17 protein-coding genes are annotated in these 17,174 nt (G+C 67.0%); 10 read left to right on the forward strand and 7 right to left on the reverse strand.

All coding sequences use genetic code 11. The features are described 5' to 3' along the window. Nucleotides 1-44 precede the first annotated feature (44 nt). Nucleotides 45-2,873 (forward strand): valine--tRNA ligase, encoded by a 2,829-nt coding sequence (locus tag JLDANKMP_RS10755; protein ID WP_111150603.1) that lies wholly within the window; start codon nucleotides 45-47, stop codon nucleotides 2,871-2,873. Nucleotides 2,874-3,023: 150 nt separating this feature from the next. Next, nucleotides 3,024-3,845, forward strand: coding sequence for an EamA family transporter (locus JLDANKMP_RS10760; RefSeq protein ID WP_184013767.1), 822 nt, complete (start codon nucleotides 3,024-3,026; stop codon nucleotides 3,843-3,845). A gap of 104 nt (nucleotides 3,846-3,949) precedes the next feature. On the opposite strand, the gene rimI is transcribed toward JLDANKMP_RS10760, so the two are convergent. From rimI to pssA, 3 genes are read right to left on the reverse strand one after another with little or no spacing between them, the layout of a single operon-like run. Continuing rightward, nucleotides 3,950-4,447 (reverse strand): ribosomal protein S18-alanine N-acetyltransferase, encoded by a 498-nt coding sequence (gene rimI / locus JLDANKMP_RS10765; protein ID WP_032964690.1) that lies wholly within the window; start codon nucleotides 4,445-4,447, stop codon nucleotides 3,950-3,952. Then, nucleotides 4,444-4,953 (reverse strand): hypothetical protein, encoded by a 510-nt coding sequence (locus JLDANKMP_RS10770; RefSeq protein WP_024958531.1) that lies wholly within the window; start codon nucleotides 4,951-4,953, stop codon nucleotides 4,444-4,446. The genes rimI and JLDANKMP_RS10770 overlap by 4 nt, the downstream gene beginning before the upstream one ends. Further along, a complete protein-coding gene (gene pssA, locus JLDANKMP_RS10775; RefSeq protein WP_005408007.1) occupies nucleotides 4,950-5,726 on the reverse strand; it encodes a CDP-diacylglycerol--serine O-phosphatidyltransferase in 777 nt (258 codons plus the stop codon). Before pssA ends, JLDANKMP_RS10770 begins: the two co-directional genes overlap by 4 nt. Before the next feature lie 80 nt (nucleotides 5,727-5,806). Between pssA and JLDANKMP_RS10780 the strand changes: the two genes are divergently transcribed. From JLDANKMP_RS10780 to JLDANKMP_RS10790, 3 genes are all read left to right on the forward strand, one after another. Further along, nucleotides 5,807-6,181 (forward strand): DUF4124 domain-containing protein, encoded by a 375-nt coding sequence (locus JLDANKMP_RS10780; RefSeq protein ID WP_005408006.1) that lies wholly within the window; start codon nucleotides 5,807-5,809, stop codon nucleotides 6,179-6,181. Nucleotides 6,182-6,780: 599 nt separating this feature from the next. Continuing rightward, the gene (locus JLDANKMP_RS10785; RefSeq protein WP_005408005.1) at nucleotides 6,781-8,484 is read left to right on the forward strand and encodes a proline--tRNA ligase; all 1,704 of its coding nucleotides are present in this window, start codon (nucleotides 6,781-6,783) and stop codon (nucleotides 8,482-8,484) included. 223 nt (nucleotides 8,485-8,707) lie between these two features. After that, nucleotides 8,708-9,091, forward strand: a complete 384-nt coding sequence (locus JLDANKMP_RS10790; RefSeq protein WP_005408004.1) for an H-NS histone family protein — start codon at nucleotides 8,708-8,710, stop codon at nucleotides 9,089-9,091. Between the two features lie 80 nt (nucleotides 9,092-9,171). Here JLDANKMP_RS10790 and JLDANKMP_RS10795 read toward each other — a convergent pair whose 3' ends face one another. Then, complete coding sequence (locus tag JLDANKMP_RS10795) at nucleotides 9,172-10,431, reverse strand: threonine/serine exporter family protein (protein ID WP_005408003.1); 1,260 nt, start codon at nucleotides 10,429-10,431, stop codon at nucleotides 9,172-9,174. Between the two features lie 93 nt (nucleotides 10,432-10,524). Between JLDANKMP_RS10795 and JLDANKMP_RS10800 the strand changes: the two genes are divergently transcribed. The 5 genes from JLDANKMP_RS10800 to JLDANKMP_RS10820 all read left to right on the forward strand — a co-directional run bounded on the left by JLDANKMP_RS10800 (nucleotide 10,525) and on the right by JLDANKMP_RS10820 (nucleotide 15,085). After that, complete coding sequence (locus JLDANKMP_RS10800) at nucleotides 10,525-11,646, forward strand: ABC transporter permease (protein WP_212561072.1); 1,122 nt, start codon at nucleotides 10,525-10,527, stop codon at nucleotides 11,644-11,646. A 1-nt stretch (nucleotide 11,647) separates the two neighbouring features. Next, nucleotides 11,648-12,475 (forward strand): ABC transporter ATP-binding protein, encoded by an 828-nt coding sequence (locus JLDANKMP_RS10805; RefSeq protein ID WP_005408001.1) that lies wholly within the window; start codon nucleotides 11,648-11,650, stop codon nucleotides 12,473-12,475. Nucleotides 12,476-12,478: 3 nt separating this feature from the next. Further along, complete coding sequence (locus tag JLDANKMP_RS10810; protein WP_005408000.1) at nucleotides 12,479-13,405, forward strand: MlaD family protein; 927 nt, start codon at nucleotides 12,479-12,481, stop codon at nucleotides 13,403-13,405. Further along, complete coding sequence (locus tag JLDANKMP_RS10815; RefSeq protein WP_212561073.1) at nucleotides 13,402-14,043, forward strand: ABC-type transport auxiliary lipoprotein family protein; 642 nt, start codon at nucleotides 13,402-13,404, stop codon at nucleotides 14,041-14,043. Before JLDANKMP_RS10810 ends, JLDANKMP_RS10815 begins: the two co-directional genes overlap by 4 nt. A gap of 79 nt (nucleotides 14,044-14,122) precedes the next feature. Then, a complete protein-coding gene (locus JLDANKMP_RS10820; RefSeq protein ID WP_171968639.1) occupies nucleotides 14,123-15,085 on the forward strand; it encodes a glycosyltransferase family 2 protein in 963 nt (320 codons plus the stop codon). Nucleotides 15,086-15,091: 6 nt separating this feature from the next. Here JLDANKMP_RS10820 and JLDANKMP_RS10825 read toward each other — a convergent pair whose 3' ends face one another. The 3 genes from JLDANKMP_RS10825 to JLDANKMP_RS10835 are packed head-to-tail and all read right to left on the reverse strand — an operon-like array spanning nucleotide 15,092 to nucleotide 17,093. After that, nucleotides 15,092-15,679, reverse strand: a complete 588-nt coding sequence (locus JLDANKMP_RS10825) for an alpha-ketoglutarate-dependent dioxygenase AlkB (protein WP_171968638.1) — start codon at nucleotides 15,677-15,679, stop codon at nucleotides 15,092-15,094. 48 nt (nucleotides 15,680-15,727) lie between these two features. Next, entirely contained in the window at nucleotides 15,728-16,360 is a 633-nt protein-coding gene (locus tag JLDANKMP_RS10830) for a CoA transferase subunit B (protein WP_171968637.1), read from the reverse strand. 1 nt (nucleotide 16,361) lies between these two features. Beyond that, on the reverse strand, nucleotides 16,362-17,093 hold the full coding sequence (locus tag JLDANKMP_RS10835; RefSeq protein WP_049402800.1) for a CoA transferase subunit A: 732 nt from the start codon (nucleotides 17,091-17,093) through the stop codon (nucleotides 16,362-16,364). Nucleotides 17,094-17,174 lie beyond the last annotated feature (81 nt).

Below are 17,174 nucleotides of genomic sequence, written 5' to 3' on the forward strand. Positions count from 1 at the left end.
CGCCGCGCCCTGATCCTTCAACGATTACCTCCTGGTTCCCCCGCATGACCCAACTCGCCTCCAGCTACGACCCGAAGTCCTTCGAGACCGACCTCTACGAGGCCTGGGAGAAGGCCGGCCACTTCAAGCCGTCCGGCACGGGCGAGCCGTATACCATCCTGCTGCCGCCGCCGAACGTGACCGGCACGCTGCACATGGGCCATGCGTTCCAGCAGACCCTGATGGACGCGCTGGTGCGCTACCACCGCATGCGCGGCTACGACACGCTGTGGCAGGTCGGCACCGACCACGCCGGCATCGCCACCGAAATGGTGGTCAGCCGCAACCTGGCGCTGGAAGGCAAGGGCGAGACCCGTGATTCGCTGGGCCGCGAAGGCTTCATCGGCAAGGTCTGGGAGTGGAAGCAGCAGTCCGGCGATACCATCGAGCGCCAGATGCGCCGCCTCGGCACCTCCGCCGACTGGTCGCGCAGCACCTTCACCATGGACCCGCAGCCGTCGGCGGCAGTGAACGAAGCCTTCGTGCGCTGGTACGAGCAGGGCCTGATCTACCGCGGCCAGCGCCTGGTCAACTGGGACCCGGTGCTGAAGACCGCCATTTCCGACCTGGAAGTGGAGAGCGCCGAGGAAGACGGCTTCCTGTGGTCGATCGCCTACACGCTGGATGAGGGCCTGAGCTACGAGCACGTCGAGCGCGATGCCGACGGCGTGGAAACCCTGCGCGAAACCCGCGACTACCTGGTGGTCGCCACCACCCGCCCGGAAACCCTGCTGGGCGATACCGCGGTGATGGTGCACCCGGAAGACGAGCGCTACGCGCACCTGATCGGCAAGAGCGTGGTGCTGCCGCTGACCGGCCGCCGCGTGCCGGTGATCGCCGACGACTACGTGGACCGCGCGTTCGGCACCGGCGTGGTCAAGGTCACCCCAGCGCATGATTTCAACGACTACGAAGTGGGCGTGCGCCACAGCCTGCCGATGATCAACCTGTTCACCCCGGTGGCAGCGCTGAACGAAAACGCGCCGGAGCGTTTCCAGGGTCTGGACCGCTACGCCGCGCGCAAGGCCGTGCTGGCCGAACTGGAAGACCTGGGCATCCTGGTCGAGACCAAGGCGCACAAGCTGCAGGTGCCGCGCGGTGACCGCACCGGCCAGGTGATCGAGCCGTACCTGACCGACCAGTGGTTCGTGAAGATGGACGACCTGGCCAAGCGCGGCCTGGAACTGGTCGAGAATGGAAGCATTTCCTTCGTGCCGCCGAACTGGATCAACACTTACCGCCACTGGATGAACAACATCCAGGACTGGTGCATCAGTCGCCAGCTGTGGTGGGGCCACCGCATTCCGGCGTGGTTCGACGAAGCCACCGGCAGCTGCTACGTCGGTCGCAGCGAAGAGGAAGTGCGGGCGAAGCACAACCTGGGCAGCGACGTGGTGCTGAACCAGGAAAGCGACGTGCTGGAGACCTGGTTCTCCTCGCAGCTGTGGCCGTTCTCCACCCTGGGCTGGCCCAACGAGCAGGCCATGGCCGAGCGCGGCTTCGACCGCTACCTGCCGTCGTCGGTGCTGATCACCGGCTTCGACATCATCTTCTTCTGGGTGGCGCGCATGATCATGGCCACCGACAACCTGGTCGGGAAGATCCCGTTCAAGGACGTCTACTTCACCGGCCTGATCCGCGACGGCCAGGGCCAGAAGATGTCCAAGAGCAAGGGCAACGTGCTCGACCCGCTGGACATCATCGACGGCATCACCATCGACGACCTGGTCGCCAAGCGCACCGGCGGCCTGATGCAGCCGAAGATGGTGGAGAAGATCGAGAAGGCCACCCGCAAGGAATTCCCGGACGGCATCGCCGCCCACGGTGCCGATGCGCTGCGCTTCACCATCGCCGCGCTGGCCACCCACGGCCGCGACATCAAGTTCGACATGAACCGCGCCGAGGGCTACAAGAACTTCTGCAACAAGCTGTGGAACGCCAGCCGCTTCGCGCTGATGAACACTGAGGGCGCGGCGTTCACCGGCGTTCCCAGGCCGCGTACCGATGCCGAGCGCTGGATCCTCGCGCGCCTGGCCGCCACCACCGCCGAAGCGCAGGGCCATTTCGCCGCCTACCGCTTCGACCTGCTGGCGCAGTGCCTGTACGAGTTCGCCTGGAACGCGTTCTGCGACTGGTTCCTGGAACTGAGCAAGCCGGCACTGAACGGTGCAGACGCTGCCGACGCCGAAAGCACCCGCCACACCCTGCTGTACGTGCTGGAAGCGCTGCTGCGCCTGCTGCACCCGCTCACGCCGTTCATCACCGAACAGCTGTGGCAGCAGCTGGCCCCGCGCCTGGGCCTGGCCGAAACCACGCTGTCGCTGCGCCCGTACCCGACCGCCGCCGAGTTCGAAGGCGATTTCGCCCAGGCCGAGGCCGACGTAGAATGGCTGAAGGCGGTGATCAGTGCCGTGCGCCGCGTGCGCAGTGAGCTGAACGTCGCGCCGTCCAAGCTGGTGCCGCTGCGCCTGCAGGCCGGGCTGGAGCAGGACCGCGTGCGCATTGAACGCTTCAGCGCCTCGCTGTCGTTCCTGCTGAAGCTGGACAGCATCCAGTGGCTGGCCGAAGGCGAAAGCGCGCCGCCGGCCGCCGCCGCGATCGTGGGCGAGCTGAAGCTGCTGGTGCCGCTGGAAGGCCTGGTCGATCTCGATGCCGAGCGCGTGCGCCTGGACAAGGAAATCGCCCGCGTCGAAGCGGAGAAGGAAAAGAGCGAGACCAAGCTGGCCAAGTTCACCGACAAGGTGCCGCCGGCCGTGGTCGAGCAGGAGCGCGTGCGACTGGCCGACTGGAACACCCAGCTGGCCGGCCTGCGCGAGCAGCGCGCGAAGCTGTAAGCGCCGCGCTCTGGTGCGTGCCAACCAGGGTTGGCACCTGCCCTGCCCCGCTCTGGTGGGTGCGGACCTTGGTCCGCACTGAGCGATGTGCCAACCAGGGTTGGCACCCACCAAACCCGGAACATTTGCCCCGCATGGCATCATCGCTGGATGCCTCTTTCCATTTTCCTGCTGGTCCTCGCGGCTGCGGCCCTGCATGCCAGCTGGAATGCGATCGTCAAACGCGGGCCGGACAAGTTCCTCGGCACCGTGTTGGTCACCGGCAGCGCCGCGCTGCTGTCGGCGGCCGCCCTGCCCTTCCTGCCGTTCCCGGCCGCGCACAGCTGGCCCTGGCTGGCTGCATCCGTGCTGCTGCAGGTGACCTACTACGGACTGGTGGCACGCTGCTACCAGCAGGTCGACATGAGCCTGGCCTATCCGCTGATGCGTGGCAGCGCGCCGATCCTGGTTGCGCTGGCCGGCACCCTGCTGGGCGAGCAACTGCCCCCGGCGGCGTGGCTGGGCGTGGTGCTGGTGAGCAGCGGCATCCTGTGCATGGCACTGGGCACACGTGGCGGCCAGCTGCGGCTGCCGCTGCTGACCGCGGCGATGATCGCTACCTACACCCTGGTCGATGCGCAGGGCGCGCGCCAGTCCGGTAGTGCGCTCAGCTATACGCTGTGGCTGTTCCTGCTGTCAGGCATCCCACTACCGCTGTGGGCGTTGTACACCCGCGGCGGCGCGGTGCTGGACTATGCGCGCCAGCACTGGCCGCTGGGACTGGCCGGTGGCGTCGGCACCACGGCGTCCTACGCGATGGCGTTGTGGGCCATGACCCAGGCGCCGGTGGCGATGGTCTCGGCGCTGCGTGAATCCTCGATCCTGTTCGCGTTGCTGATCTCGGTGTTCGTGCTGCGCGAGCGGATTCCGCGTGCGCGCTGGCTGGCGGCGGCGCTGATCGTCGGCGGTGTGTTGGCACTGCGGCTGGCGTGAGAAAAGCGTGCCAACCAAGGTTGGCACCTACCACGGCAGGTGACGTGTCGATGACAGCGGAGATCCACCGGTAGTGCCGGCCGCTGGCCGGCAACCCTTCTCCGTTACAACGGCGGCATCGTCTGCAGGTCGCCGTCGACCAGTTCGATCGCCATCACCACCGCGTCTTCGCGGCCCTGTGCGGCCGGATAGTAGCGCGGACGACGGCCGATCTCGTTGAAGCCTTCGCTGTGGTACAGCGCCAGCGCCGGCGTGTTGGACGGACGCACTTCCAGGAACACACGCTGCGCACCGCGGTTGCCTGCCAGCTGCACCAGTGCGCGCAGCAGTTGACGACCCAGCCCACGCGACTGCGCCAGCGGATCGATGCAGATGTTCAATACATGTGCCTCATCGGCGGCAATGCTGAGCACGCCGTAGCCGATCAGCTGGCCATCGCGCTCCATCGCCAGGCCGGGATAACCGGCACGCAGGCAATCAACGAAGATGCCGCGGGTCCATGGGAACGGATACCCACGCACTTCAATCGCCATCACCGCATTGAGGTCGCTCTCGCGCAATGCGCGCAGGCTGACCGGGCCGGGCTGGCTGACCGCACTCATGGTGCGCCCCGCTTGCGCAGGGCGCGCAGCTGCGGCCACAACGCGCGCTTGGCGGCCGGGTCCTGACGCAGCTGGTCCAGCGGCCAGCTGTCCATCAGCGCCTGCGTGGCAGGGTCGTTGGGATTACAGCCGGAGGCACGCAGCAGTGCGATCTGCAGGCGATCCGGGAGCCGCACCACCGGTTGCCGGGCATTGCCACCCGGCAGCGGGCGGGCAGCGGCGGGCGCGGTGTCCGGTGCGCTGACCGGGGTCTCGCGACGCGGCGGCACCGGGCGTTCCTGGCGGGAACCCGGTGTGGCTTCAGCCGGAGGCTCGCGCGCGGGGGCGATTGGTGCCCGCACCTGCTCCACCGCTGGCGCGGCAGCCGCATCGGCTTCGGCCACGCTCAACTGCAGCGCGGCATCCAGCTCCGCAGCCAACTGGCCGTCGTGATAGACGGTATAGCCCATGGCCTGCAGCCAGGCCTGCTGGGCCGGTGACCACAGCACGGGCAGTTCCTGGCTCACGCGGCCTCGGGCTTCTTGCGCAGGCGCTGCACGGCCCACATCACCGGGCCGGACAAGGCGTACAGGATGCCGACCGCGAACAGCACGCGCGGCAGATCAATGACCGCGATGGCGATGGCGACCGGCACCAGGGCCAGCACCAGGAACGGCACGCGGTCGGAACGGGTGCCCTTGGCGCCGCCACCCTTGAAGCTCCAGAAGCGGATACGGCTGACCATCAACAGCGCCGCGACGATCGTCACCGCCAGCGCCACGTAGCGCAGCTGGTTGCCGTCCCAGCCCAGGTTGCCATCGGCGAAGGCCCAGACGAAGGACATCATCAGCCCGGCCGCGGCCGGGCTGGCCAGGCCGACGAACCAGCGCTTGTCGACCACCGCGACCTGGGTGTTGAAGCGGGCCAGGCGCAGCGCCGCGCAGGCGGCATACAGGAAGGCCACGGCCCAGCCGACGCGGCCGAGCAGCGGGTCATCGAACTTCAGCCACGACAGCGACCAGTGGTACATCACCAGCGCCGGGGCCATGCCGAAGCTGACCAGGTCGGCCAGCGAGTCGTACTGGACGCCGAACTCGCTACTGGTACCGGTCAGGCGCGCCACGCGCCCGTCCAGGCCATCCATCACCGCCGCCACGAACACGGCGATGCTGGCATTGACGAAATCCCCGTTGGCCGCGGCGATGATCGCGTAGAAGCCGGCGAACAGGCCGGCGGTGGTGAACAGGTTGGGCAGCAGGTAAATCGTGCGCGAACGCGGCGGCGGTGTGATCGGGTCCATGGAATCCAGTTTAATCGACTTGCCAGTGCTCGGCGCCAATGCTGCAATCGGCGTTCTACGCCCATTCCGCGGAGTTTGCCATGCGTGCCCTGTCCTGCCTTGGATGCCTGCTGCTGTTGGCCAGTGCCAACGCCGTGGCCGGCCCGGTCTATAAATGGAAGGACGCCCATGGCGTGACCCAGTATTCGGAGACCCCGCCGGCGGGCAAGAAGTTCGAGACCCGCGAACAGGCCCGCACCCCGCAGGCCGCGGCCAGCGCCGAGACCCCGGCCGCGCCGGTGCCGGAGCAGTGCAGCACCGCCCGTGCCAACCTGGCCCTGCTGGAAGGCTCCGGCCAGGTGATGCAGGACACCAATGGCGACGGGAAGGCCGATACCGCGTTGACCGCGGAACAGCGCAGCGCGCAGAAAGGATTGGCTGAAGCGGCCATCAAGGCGTACTGCCCGGCGGAGTGAGGGTATCGGCAGGGCTTGCAGCCCTGCACCTGCTTCAAGCAACGGCAACGTCAAATGCCAAAGCGGCTCTGGTTTTCTACTGGTTTGGCGGGGCGGTGTGGGCTGGCAGGACACGCCGTAAACCCATCCCTGGGGGCTCGATGGCGCCATCCATGGCGCCAACGGTCCTGCCAACCCACACCGCCCCACCCCCGACAGGTTCCTGGTGACGGTGGTAGATCCACGCCATGCGTGGATGAAATCTGTCAGATCTCGAATTGAATCCGGGGTCAGATCCGTTTTCCTGCGGAGAATGGATCTGACCCCAGGAGCCATTCCGACAGCTCGCAGGAAACTGTCGAAGGCGGGGTGGGTCCGGTTGCGGGAGTGTCCGCGGCATGGATGCCGCGGCCAAGCCCCCAGGGATGGGTTTACGGCGTCTCCCGCAACCGGACCCACCCCGCCATCCCACGGGAAGCTCGCTGTTGCTTCGGCAGTTGCTTCTGAGGTTGCCGGCCAGCGGCCGGCACTACTGCGGGTGCAGGGCGCAGCCCTGCCGATACCCCTCTCCCCGGCCGGGCTGGCAGAATAGGCGTCTCTGCCGTAATCCGAAGCCGACGATGCGCCTCTCCCAGTTCCACCTGCACACCACCAAGGAAACCCCCAGCGACGCCGAGCTCACCAGCCACCGGCTGATGCTGCGCGCGGGCATGATCCGCAAGCTGGCATCGGGCCTGTACACCTGGTCGCCGCTGGGCCTGCGCGTGCTGCGCAAGGTTGAACGCATCGTGCGCGAGGAAATGGACCGCGCCGGTGCCGTGGAATTCCAGATCCCGACCATCCAGCCGAAGGAACTGTGGGAGCAGACTGGTCGCTGGCAGAAATTCGGCCCGCAGCTGCTGAAGATCAAGGACCGCAAGGACCAGGTGTTCTGCTACAGCCCGACCGCCGAAGAAGCCGCCTGCGACTTCGCGCGCAGCGAGCTGTCCAGCTACAAGCAGCTGCCGGTGAATTTCTACCAGGTGCAGACCAAGTTCCGCGACGAGATCCGCCCGCGCTTCGGCGTGATGCGTTCGCGCGAATTCCTGATGAAGGACGCCTATTCGTTCCACCTGCACGATGAGTGTCTGGTGCGCGAATACGAGAACATGAAGTCGGCCTACAGCCGCATCTTCACTCGCCTCGGCCTGGACTTCCGCATGGTGCAGGCCGACTCCGGTGCGATCGGTGGCGATGCCTCGCAGGAATTCCACGTCATCGCCGATTCCGGCGAGGACGCGCTGGTGTTCTCCACCGGTTCGGACTACGCCGCGAACATGGAAGCGGCGATCGCCGCCGATCCGGCACCGCGTGCGGCTGCCAGTGAAGCCATGCGCAAGGTCGACACCCCTACCCAGAAAACCTGCGAGGACGTCGCGGCGCTGCTCGGCATCGAGCTGCAGCGCACGGTGAAGTCGGTGGCGCTGATCGCCGGTGAGGGCGAAGCACAGCAGTTCGTGCTGGTGCTGGTGCGCGGCGACCATGAGGTCAACGAGATCAAGCTGGCCAAGGTCGCCGGCCTGGACGAGCAGCGCTTCGCCAGCGAGGCGGAAATCGCCGAGTATCTGGGCAGCGTGCCGGGCTTCCTCGGCCCGGTCGCCCCGGCCAAGGCCATCCGCGTGGTCGCCGACCGCGAAGTGGCCGCGATGTCCGACTTCGTCGTCGGCGCCAACGAGGCCGGTTTCCACCTGGCCGGGGTCAACTGGGGCCGCGACCTTCCGGAACCGGAAGTGGCCGACATCCGCAACGTGCGTGCCGGTGACCGCGCGCTGGACGGTGGCGAACTGAAGATCGCCCGTGGCATCGAAGTCGGCCACGTGTTCCAGCTCGGCCGCAAATATGCCGAAGCGCTGGATGCCACCGTGCTGGACGAGAACGGCAAGGCGGCGGTGATGGCGATGGGCTGCTACGGCATCGGTATCTCGCGCGTGGTGGCTGCCGCGATCGAACAGAACCATGACGATGCCGGCATCATCTGGCCGGACGCGATGGCGCCGTGGCAGGTGGTGGTGTGCGTGATCAACCCGAAGGGCGACGCCGCCGTGGCCGATGCTGCTGCCAGCCTGCTGCAGGAACTCCGCGACGCCGGCCTCGATGCCGCGCTGGACGACCGCGGCCTGCGCCCGGGCGCGATGTTCGCCGACATGGAACTGATCGGCATTCCGCACCGCGTGGTGGTGAGCGAGCGCGGCCTGGCCGCCGGTACCTACGAGTACCGCTCGCGCCGCGCCAGCGAAGCGGAAAGCCTGGACAAGGCCACCCTGCTGCAGCGACTGCAGGGCTGATCAGGAGAAGACCGGGGCATGCCCCGGTCTTTTTTTTGCCTGTCGCCCAATTGAGCAATATTGCAGCGGACATAATCCGGTCAAAATCGACGCAATGCAGCCGGGATGCTGCCAGGCCATGACCCGCCTGCATTTGTGCTGTGATTAATTCATCTTTATTCTGTCCCGCGACGCCATGGACTGGCTCGTCCCGTCCACATTTTAGTTTCCGGAGTAACCGTAAATGAGCATTGACCTGACCGGCCTGTCGGCACGCGAGCTGGGCGCCCTGATCCGTACCGCCAAGAAGCAGCAGACCATCGTCGCCAAGCGCCGGCCAATCACCAAGGTCCGGGCCCAGCTGACCAAGCTGGCCAAGACCGAGGGCTACACCATCGAAGAACTGTTCGGCGGCGCCCCGGCCCCGCGCGCGCGCAAAGCCGCCCCGGCAGCCAAGGCACCGTCCAAGACCGCCGGCCGCAAGCTGGGCAAGGTTGCCCCGAAGTACCGCAACCCGGCCAACCCCAAGGAAACCTGGACCGGTCGTGGCAAGCAGCCGCGCTGGATGGCCGAGCTGACCGCCAAGGGCAACAAGAAGCCGGAAGATTTCCTGATCAAGAAGGCCTGAGGCCGGATCGGGATGCAATGAAAAACGCCGGCGGAAGCCGGCGTTTTTCATTCTTCGGTGTGCGGGCCAACGGTCCACACCTACAGGGTTTTGCGCGCCGGCATCAGCAGGTTGCCGAACAGCAGGCCGGCCACCAGCGCCATCACCACGTTGAGCACGGTGAGGAACACGCTTTGGCCCGCGCCAACGTCCTGCTGCTGGACCAGGGTCAGCACGCCGCGCAGGCTGGTGCTGCCGGGCACCATCATGATGATGCCGGGCAGGCGGATGATCGCTCCTGGGCGGCCAACGAGGCGGCCGAACAGATTGCCACCGGCGGTCAGCAGCATCGCTGACAGGAAGATGCCGGCCGGCGCGCCCCAGGCGTGCCCGCCGAACTTGGAGATCGCGTAACCCGCCACCGAGGCCGCGATCACCCACGGGTAATCGCGCCGGTTGGCCTTGAACAGCATCGCGAAGGCGAATGCCGCGGTCAGCAGCGAACCCCACTCCACCCACGGCCCCTGCGGCCGCGTGGCGCGGATCACCGGGTCCAGGCCGAGTACATCGGCCAGGGTCACCGCGATCATCGCACCCACGCTGAGCTTCATGATGGTGGTCAACGCGCCGGCGAAGCGCGCGGTACCGGAGACCCAATGCTGGCTGGCGAGTTCATTGACCGCATTGGTCAGCGACATGCCGGGCAGCAGCACCACCAGCGAGGCGATGATCACCGTGTTGAGGTTGAGTGCGCCGACGAAGGACGCAACCAGGGTTGCGACCATGCCGGCCAGCAGCGCCGCCAGCGCCTCGGCCGCTTCGCGGGTGGCCGGGCGACGGTCGGTGACCATGCCGAGCAGGCCGATCATCAGCCCGATGACACCGGCGGTGGCGATGTCCAGCCACGGCAGCTTCCACATGCCGGCCACGCCGGCCGCGCCGAGGGTGAATGAAAGAATGGTGCGCAGCTTGCCGCGCCGGCCCGGATCCTTGTCCAGCTGGCGCAGCGCGGTGTGGCCCTGGGCAATGCTCATCCGCCCGTTGGCCACTTCCTCGGCGATATGGTCGGCGACGCTGAGCTTGTGCAGGTCGTTCTCGCCGGGTGCCAGGCGGATCACGCGGGTGATGTCGCTGGAGCCGATCGCCTGTGCCGGGTCGCTGAAACTGAGGATGATACCGGTGGGATTCGACCACGGTTCACAATCCAGATCGAGCTGGCGGGCCAGTGCCACCACTGCCGTTTCCAGGCGCTGGGCCGTGGTGCCGTAGCTGTGCAGGCGTCCGGCGATCTCGGAAACAAAGGCCACGCGCTGCGCGTAGGTGGCCTGGGGCGTGGGGATCGTGTGAGCGTCTGCGGACATGCGCCGTAGTATTACCTACTGCCGGGCCGCACTGGATAAATTCATCCGGGTTCGACGCGATGCCCCAGACAGAACGGTTATGCTGCGACCCGAATGGCCCAAGTGACCCCGAACCACGCCCCCCAGCTCGAACAGGATGCCCATGACCCGGGCCTGATCCGCCTGTCCGGCACCTGGACCCTGAAGACCGCGCTGGCCGCGGCCGAAGTCCTGCGCAGCGTTCCCGACACGCTGACCGGCATCGACGCCACCGGCATCGAGAAGATGGATTCGGCCGGCGTGCTGCAGGTACTGCGCGTAGCGCATCGCGCCGACCTTGGCGAGGACGCGTTGCAGTTCCGGCCGGACCACCAGGCGCTGGTCTGCACCATCGAGGAAGTGGCCGACGACCGGCCCCGGCCCAAGCGCGATTTCGGCGTGCTGGCGGCGCTGGAACGGCTCGGTGTCAGCGTCCATGCCACTGGCCACAACATCAAGGCGCTGTGCAGTTTCCTCGGCGAGAACCTGGTCAAGGCAGCACGCCTGGTCAAGGAGCCCCGCCGTTTCCGCCTGACCGCCACCGTCCACCAGATGGAGCAGGTCGGGCTGGACGCAGTACCGCTGGTGGCGCTGCTGTCCTACCTGGTCGGCGCGGTGATCGCCTTCCTCGGCTCGACCATCCTGCGCGACTTCGGCGCCGAGATCTACGTGGTCGAGCTGGTCAACATCGCCTTCCTGCGCGAGTTCGCCGTGCTGCTGACCGCGATCGTGCTGGCCGGCCGCACCGCCAGTGCGTTCACCGCGCAGATCGGCGCGATGAAGGCGCGCGAGGAAATCGACGCGATGCGCACGCTGGGCCTGGATCCGATCGACCTGCTGGTGCTGCCACGCCTGCTGGCGCTGCTGGTCACCCTGCCCCTGCTGACCTTCATCGCGATGATCGCGGGCCTGGCCGGCGGCATCACTGTCGGCGCGTTCGACCTCGACATCCCGCCGCAGATGTACATCGCGCGCATGCACGAGACAATGGAAGTGCGGCACATGCTGGTCGGCCTGTCGAAGGCGCCGGTGTTTGCGCTGGTGATCGGCCTGATCGGCTGCCTGGAAGGGCTGAAGGTGGAAGGCACGGCGCAGTCGGTCGGTGAACGCACCACCTCCAGCGTGGTGCAGACGATCTCGCTGGTGATCATCATCGACGCCTTCGCGGCGTTGTGGTTCATGCACATGGACTGGTGACATGAGCACGCATCCGACTCCCGAAGAAATACCCATGCAGGACGGCGACGGCCACGACCTGGCCATCCGCGTGCGTGGGCTGGTCAACCGCTTCGGCAGCCAGACCGTGCATGAAGACCTGGACCTGGACGTGCGCCGTGGCGAGATCCTGGGCGTGGTGGGTGGCTCGGGCACCGGCAAGTCGGTGCTGATGCGCTCGATCCTGGGCCTGCGCACGCCCGACGCCGGCCAGATCGAGGTGCTGGGCCGCGATGCGCGTGCCGACGACGCCGAGAGCCGCCTGCACATCGAACGGAATACCGGCGTGCTGTTCCAGGACGGCGCCCTGTTCTCTTCACTGACCGTGGGCGAGAACGTGCAGGTGCCTTTGAAGGAACACCACCGCGAATTGCCCGAGCGCTGGCACTACGAGCTGGCGCTGCTGAAGGTGAAGCTGGCCGGCCTGCCCGCCGATGCGATCAACAAGCTGCCATCGCAGTTGTCCGGTGGCATGCGCAAGCGCGCCGGCCTGGCCCGCGCGCTGGCGCTGGACCCGCCGCTGCTGTTCCTGGATGAACCGACCGCAGGCCTCGACCCGATCGGTGCGGCCGCGTTCGACCGCCTGATCAAGACCCTGCAGGAGGCGCTGGGGCTGACCGTGTTCCTGATCACCCACGACCTGGACACGCTGTACGCCATCTGCGACCGGGTGGCGGTGATCGCCGACCGCAAAGTGGTGGCCAACGCGCCACTGCCGGACATCGAGAAACTGGATCATCCGTGGATCCAGGAATACTTCCACGGACCGCGTGCGCGTGCCGCGCGCGGCGAACAGATCGAGAGTGCCTGAGCCATGGAAACCAAAGCCAACTACGTGCTGATCGGCGCGTTCACCCTGATCACCGGCCTGGCCCTGCTGGCCTTCGGCCTGTGGGCGGCCAAGTACTCCTCCGACCGCACCTGGCAGGAATACCGCGTGGTGTTCCGCGAGGCGGTGACCGGCCTGTCGGTGGGCAGCCCGGTGCAGTACAACGGCATCGCGGTCGGTTCGATCATCGAACTGAACCTGGTGCCGGACGACCCGCGCCAGGTGGTCGCACGCATCCGCCTGAACTCGACCACCCCGGTCAAGACCGATACCCGCGCCAAGCTGGCGATCACCAGCCTGACCGGCCCATCGATCATCCAGCTCAGCGGCGGCACGCCGCAGTCGCCGGCGCTGACCACGGTCAACAAGGACCCGGCCCCGATCATCCCGACCACGCCGTCGGCGCTGCAGAACATCACCGACGTTGCCAACCGCATCGTCGAGCGCATGGATCAGATCCTCAGCGATCGCAACGTGGCCTCGATCAACGCGACGCTGGCCAACCTGGAGACGATCAGCGGCGGGCTGGCCGACCGTGACCAGGGCACGCAGGCGCTGCTGCTCAGCGCGCGCGATGCCGCCCGCAGCCTGGACACCACGCTGAAGACCACCAACGGCACCATCGAGCGCCTGGACAGGAATCTGGTGCAGCAGCTGCCGGGCATCATCGACAAGCTCGACGGCACCCTGGCCAAGCTCGACTCGGCCGCCGGCAACGCCGATTCGATCCTTGGCGAGAACCGCGCCGCGATCAACAGCTTCGCCAATGATGGCCTCGGCCAGCTGGGCCCGACGCTGACCGAACTGCGCGGCCTGATCCGCGACCTGCGCCGGGTCAGCGACCGCCTCGAGAACAACCCCGCGCGCTACCTGCTGGGCCGCGACGCACCGAAGGAGTTCGAACCCAAATGAGCCCGATGCCCCTTCCGCGCCTGCTGCTGGCCGCTTCGCTGGTCACCCTGCTGGGCGCCTGCTCCATCCTTGGCAGCAGCGAGAAAACCGCGGTGACGCTGTACTCGCCCGCCGTGCAGGTGAAGGCCGATCCGGCGTGGCCGCAGGCCAGCTGGCAGCTGGTACTGGCCAAGCCCAGCGCCGCACGCATGGTCGACAGCCCGCGCATCAACGTGCGGCCGACCCCATCGCAGCTGGAGATCTACAAGGGCGCCAGCTGGGCCCAGCCGGCCACCGACATGATCGAGGACACCCTGCTGCGCGGCTTTGAGGATTCCGGACGCATCCACGGCGTCGCCCGCAGCACCGCCGGCATCCGCGCCGACTACAAGCTGTCCACCGACGTGCGCCGCTTCGAGTCGGACTACCAGGGCCAGGCCACGCCGACCGTGGTGATCGAGGTCAACGCCAAGCTGATCCACGTCGCCGACCAGCGCGTGGTCGCCAACCGTACGTTCCGCCAGGCACAGCCGGTCGGCAGTACCGACGTGCCGGCGGTGACCGCCGCGTTCGAGCGCGGCCTGCAGCAGCTGGCGCAGGATGTGGTGGGCTGGACGCTGGTGAGCGGGCAGGCCGACCAGCCGACCGTCACGCGCTGATGGCAGCGTCGCCGGGCACGCCCGGCGAGGCCCCAGTGGGTACGTGCGATAATGACGAATCACGTCCCTTGCCACACTGATGCCCGCGTCCGTCTCCATTGCCGTCTGCACGTACAACGGTGAGCGCTTCCTAGAGAAGCAGCTCGACAGCCTGCTGGCACAAACACGCCGCCCCAACCAGATCGTGATCCGGGATGATCTATCGACTGATGGCACCTTGGCGTTGTTGCAGGCCTTCGTGCCACGTGCCGAAGCTGCGGGCATTACCGTGGACCTGCAGGTGAACCCACAGAACGTCGGCTATCGACGGAACTTCGATGGTGCGCTGCGTGCCTGCACTGGTGAGATCATCTTCCTGTGCGACCAGGATGATGTATGGCATGCCAACAAGATAGCGCGCTTCTGCACCGAGTTCGATGCGCGGCCTGGCTTGCTTGCCCTGCACTGCAATGCTCAGTTGATCGATGAGGCCGGGCAGCCGCTGCAGCAGACATTGTTCGATGCGCTGCGTTACCTGCCCGAGGATCTGGCGCGCATGCATGCCGGCGGCGGCTTCCGTCTGATGCTCAAGCGAAACCTGATGACGGGCGCGGCGATGGCGTTCCGTCATTCGGTGCTGGCCGATGCTCTGCCACTACCGGACAAGGACTGGGTGCACGATGCCTGGATCGGCACGCTGGCAGCCATGCGTGGGGACATCGACAGCCTTCCCGAGGCACTCATCGGCTATCGCCTGCACAGCAACAACCAGCTGGGCCTGGGCGGCAATGACACGGCGCCACGCGCGGTACGACGCAAGCGGCAACTGGAGACCGAGTGCGTGCAATCGGGCTTGTTGCTGGCGCGAGGACGCGAACTGAGCCTGGCCCAGCCATTGCTGGCGTGGGTGGAGCGCAAGCAGCATCACGTTTCGGTACGAGCGACGCTGCCCGCCTCCCGCATGCGGCGTTTACCGGCCGTGATGGGGCAATTGCTCTCCGGAAACTACAGCAATTTCGGTCGCGGCCTGCTGTCAGCCTGCATCGATCTGGTACGCGCGTGATTTCTTTCAGCTGGGCTGGATCCAGCGGAACGTCAGGTTGATCCGCTCGCCCTGCACCCGCGCCATCTTCGGCAGCGCGTGCTGGTAGAAGCGCTGGGTCTGCCCGACCATCAGCAGCAGGTCACCGTGGCCCAGCGCGAATTCGGCCTTGCGCGCCGTATCATTGCGTCGGCGCAGCAGGAAACGGCGCGTGGCGCCCAGGCTCAGCGACGCGATCACAGGGGCGGGTCCCAGCTCCGGCTCGTCATCGCTGTGCCAGCCCATGGAGTCACCCCCGCTGCGATAGCGATTCAACAGCACGCTGTTGAAGCGGCCGTGGCCTTCGGCCTGCAGGCGCTTGCGCACGACCTGCAACACGCGCGGCCACGGATGCGGCACGAACTCGGCACCGGAGTAGCGGTAGCGCGCCTGCGGATCTCCGATCCAGCAGCTCAGCCGCGGCGAATCCACCCAGTTGCCGAACATCCGGATGCGGTGGACCTCCCACGGCACGTCGGCCTGCAGCGCCCCCATGAGCCGGTCGGCGTCGGCAGCGGCCAGCCAGCCCGGCAGGTGCTGAACGTTGGCGTCGGGCAGGTCGTGGGGGAACAGCATGGCGGCACCTCTAGAAACAGGGCGGCACGCTTGGCCGCCCTTGCAGCCTCAGCCGCGCTGGAACGCGACGCCGGTCTTTTCCTTCAGCTCTTCATCGCTTACACCCGGCGCGGCCTCCACCAGCAGCAGGCCCTTGTCAGTCACGTCGAACACCGCCAGGTCGGTGATGATGCGGTCGACCACGCCGACGCCGGTCAGCGGCAGCGTGCATTCGGCCAGGATCTTGTGCTCGCCGTTCTTGGCGGTGTGCTCCATCAGCACCACCACGCGCTGCACCCCGGCCACCAGGTCCATCGCGCCGCCCATGCCCTTGACCATCTTGCCGGGCACCATCCAGTTGGCCAGGTCGCCCTTGTCGGTGACCTGCATGGCACCGAGGATGGCCAGGTTGACGTGGCCACCGCGGATCATCGCGAAGCTGTCGTGGCTGCCGAAATAGCTGGCGCCGGCGCGTGCGGTCACGGTCTGCTTGCCGGCATTGATCAGGTCGGCGTCCACTTCCGCGTCGGTCGGGAACGGGCCGATACCGAGCAGGCCGTTCTCCGACTGCAGCCACACGTCCACGCCTTCAGGGATGTGGTTGGCTACCAGGGTCGGCAGGCCGATGCCCAGGTTCACGTACGCACCATCGGTCAGTTCGCGGGCGGCGCGTGCCGCCATCTCGTCACGGGTCCACGCCATGTCAGTTGCCCTCCGCGCGGATGGTGCGCTGTTCGATGCGTTTTTCAGGATGCGCGTTGTGCACGATGCGGTGCACGTAGATGCCCGGCAGGTGCACCTGGTCCGGATCGATGGCGCCAACCGGCACGATCTCCTCGACCTCGGCGATGCAGACCTTGCCGGCCATCGCACAGGCCGGGTTGAAATTCCGAGCGGTCTTGCGGAACACCAGGTTGCCGGCCTCGTCGGCCTTCCACGCCTTGACCAGCGCCACGTCGGCGCGCAGCGCGGTTTCCATCACGTAGTGCTTGCCGTCGAACTCGCGGGTTTCCTTGCCCTCGGCCACCACGGTGCCGTAGCCGGTGGCAGTGAAGAACGCCGGGATGCCCGCACCGCCGGCACGCAGGCGCTCGGCCAGGGTGCCTTGCGGGTTGAATTCCAGCTCGAGCTCGCCGGCCAGGAACTGCCGCTCGAACTCCTTGTTCTCACCCACGTAGGACGAGATCATCTTCTTGATCTGCCGGGTTTCCAGCAGTTGGCCGAGGCCGAAACCATCAACGCCGGCATTGTTGGAGATCACAGTGAGCCCTTTGGCACCACTGTCGCGCAGCGCGGCGATCAATGCCTCGGGAATGCCACACAGGCCGAAGCCGCCCACGGCCAGCGTCTGGCCATCGGCGACCACCCCTTGCAGGGCCTCCGCCGCACTGGCGAAGCGCTTGCTGCGCTTGCCGGTGGAAGTCGATTGCTGCATTGCTGTACTACCCTGCACGTTGAGGATGACCGCATTCTAGCTGGAGGGCGGCGAAGGGCCTGGATGCGCCGCAGCATTGCA

This window comes from Stenotrophomonas sp. PE591 (assembly GCF_018320795.1).
Taxonomy (GTDB): Bacteria; Pseudomonadota; Gammaproteobacteria; order Xanthomonadales; family Xanthomonadaceae; genus Stenotrophomonas; species Stenotrophomonas maltophilia.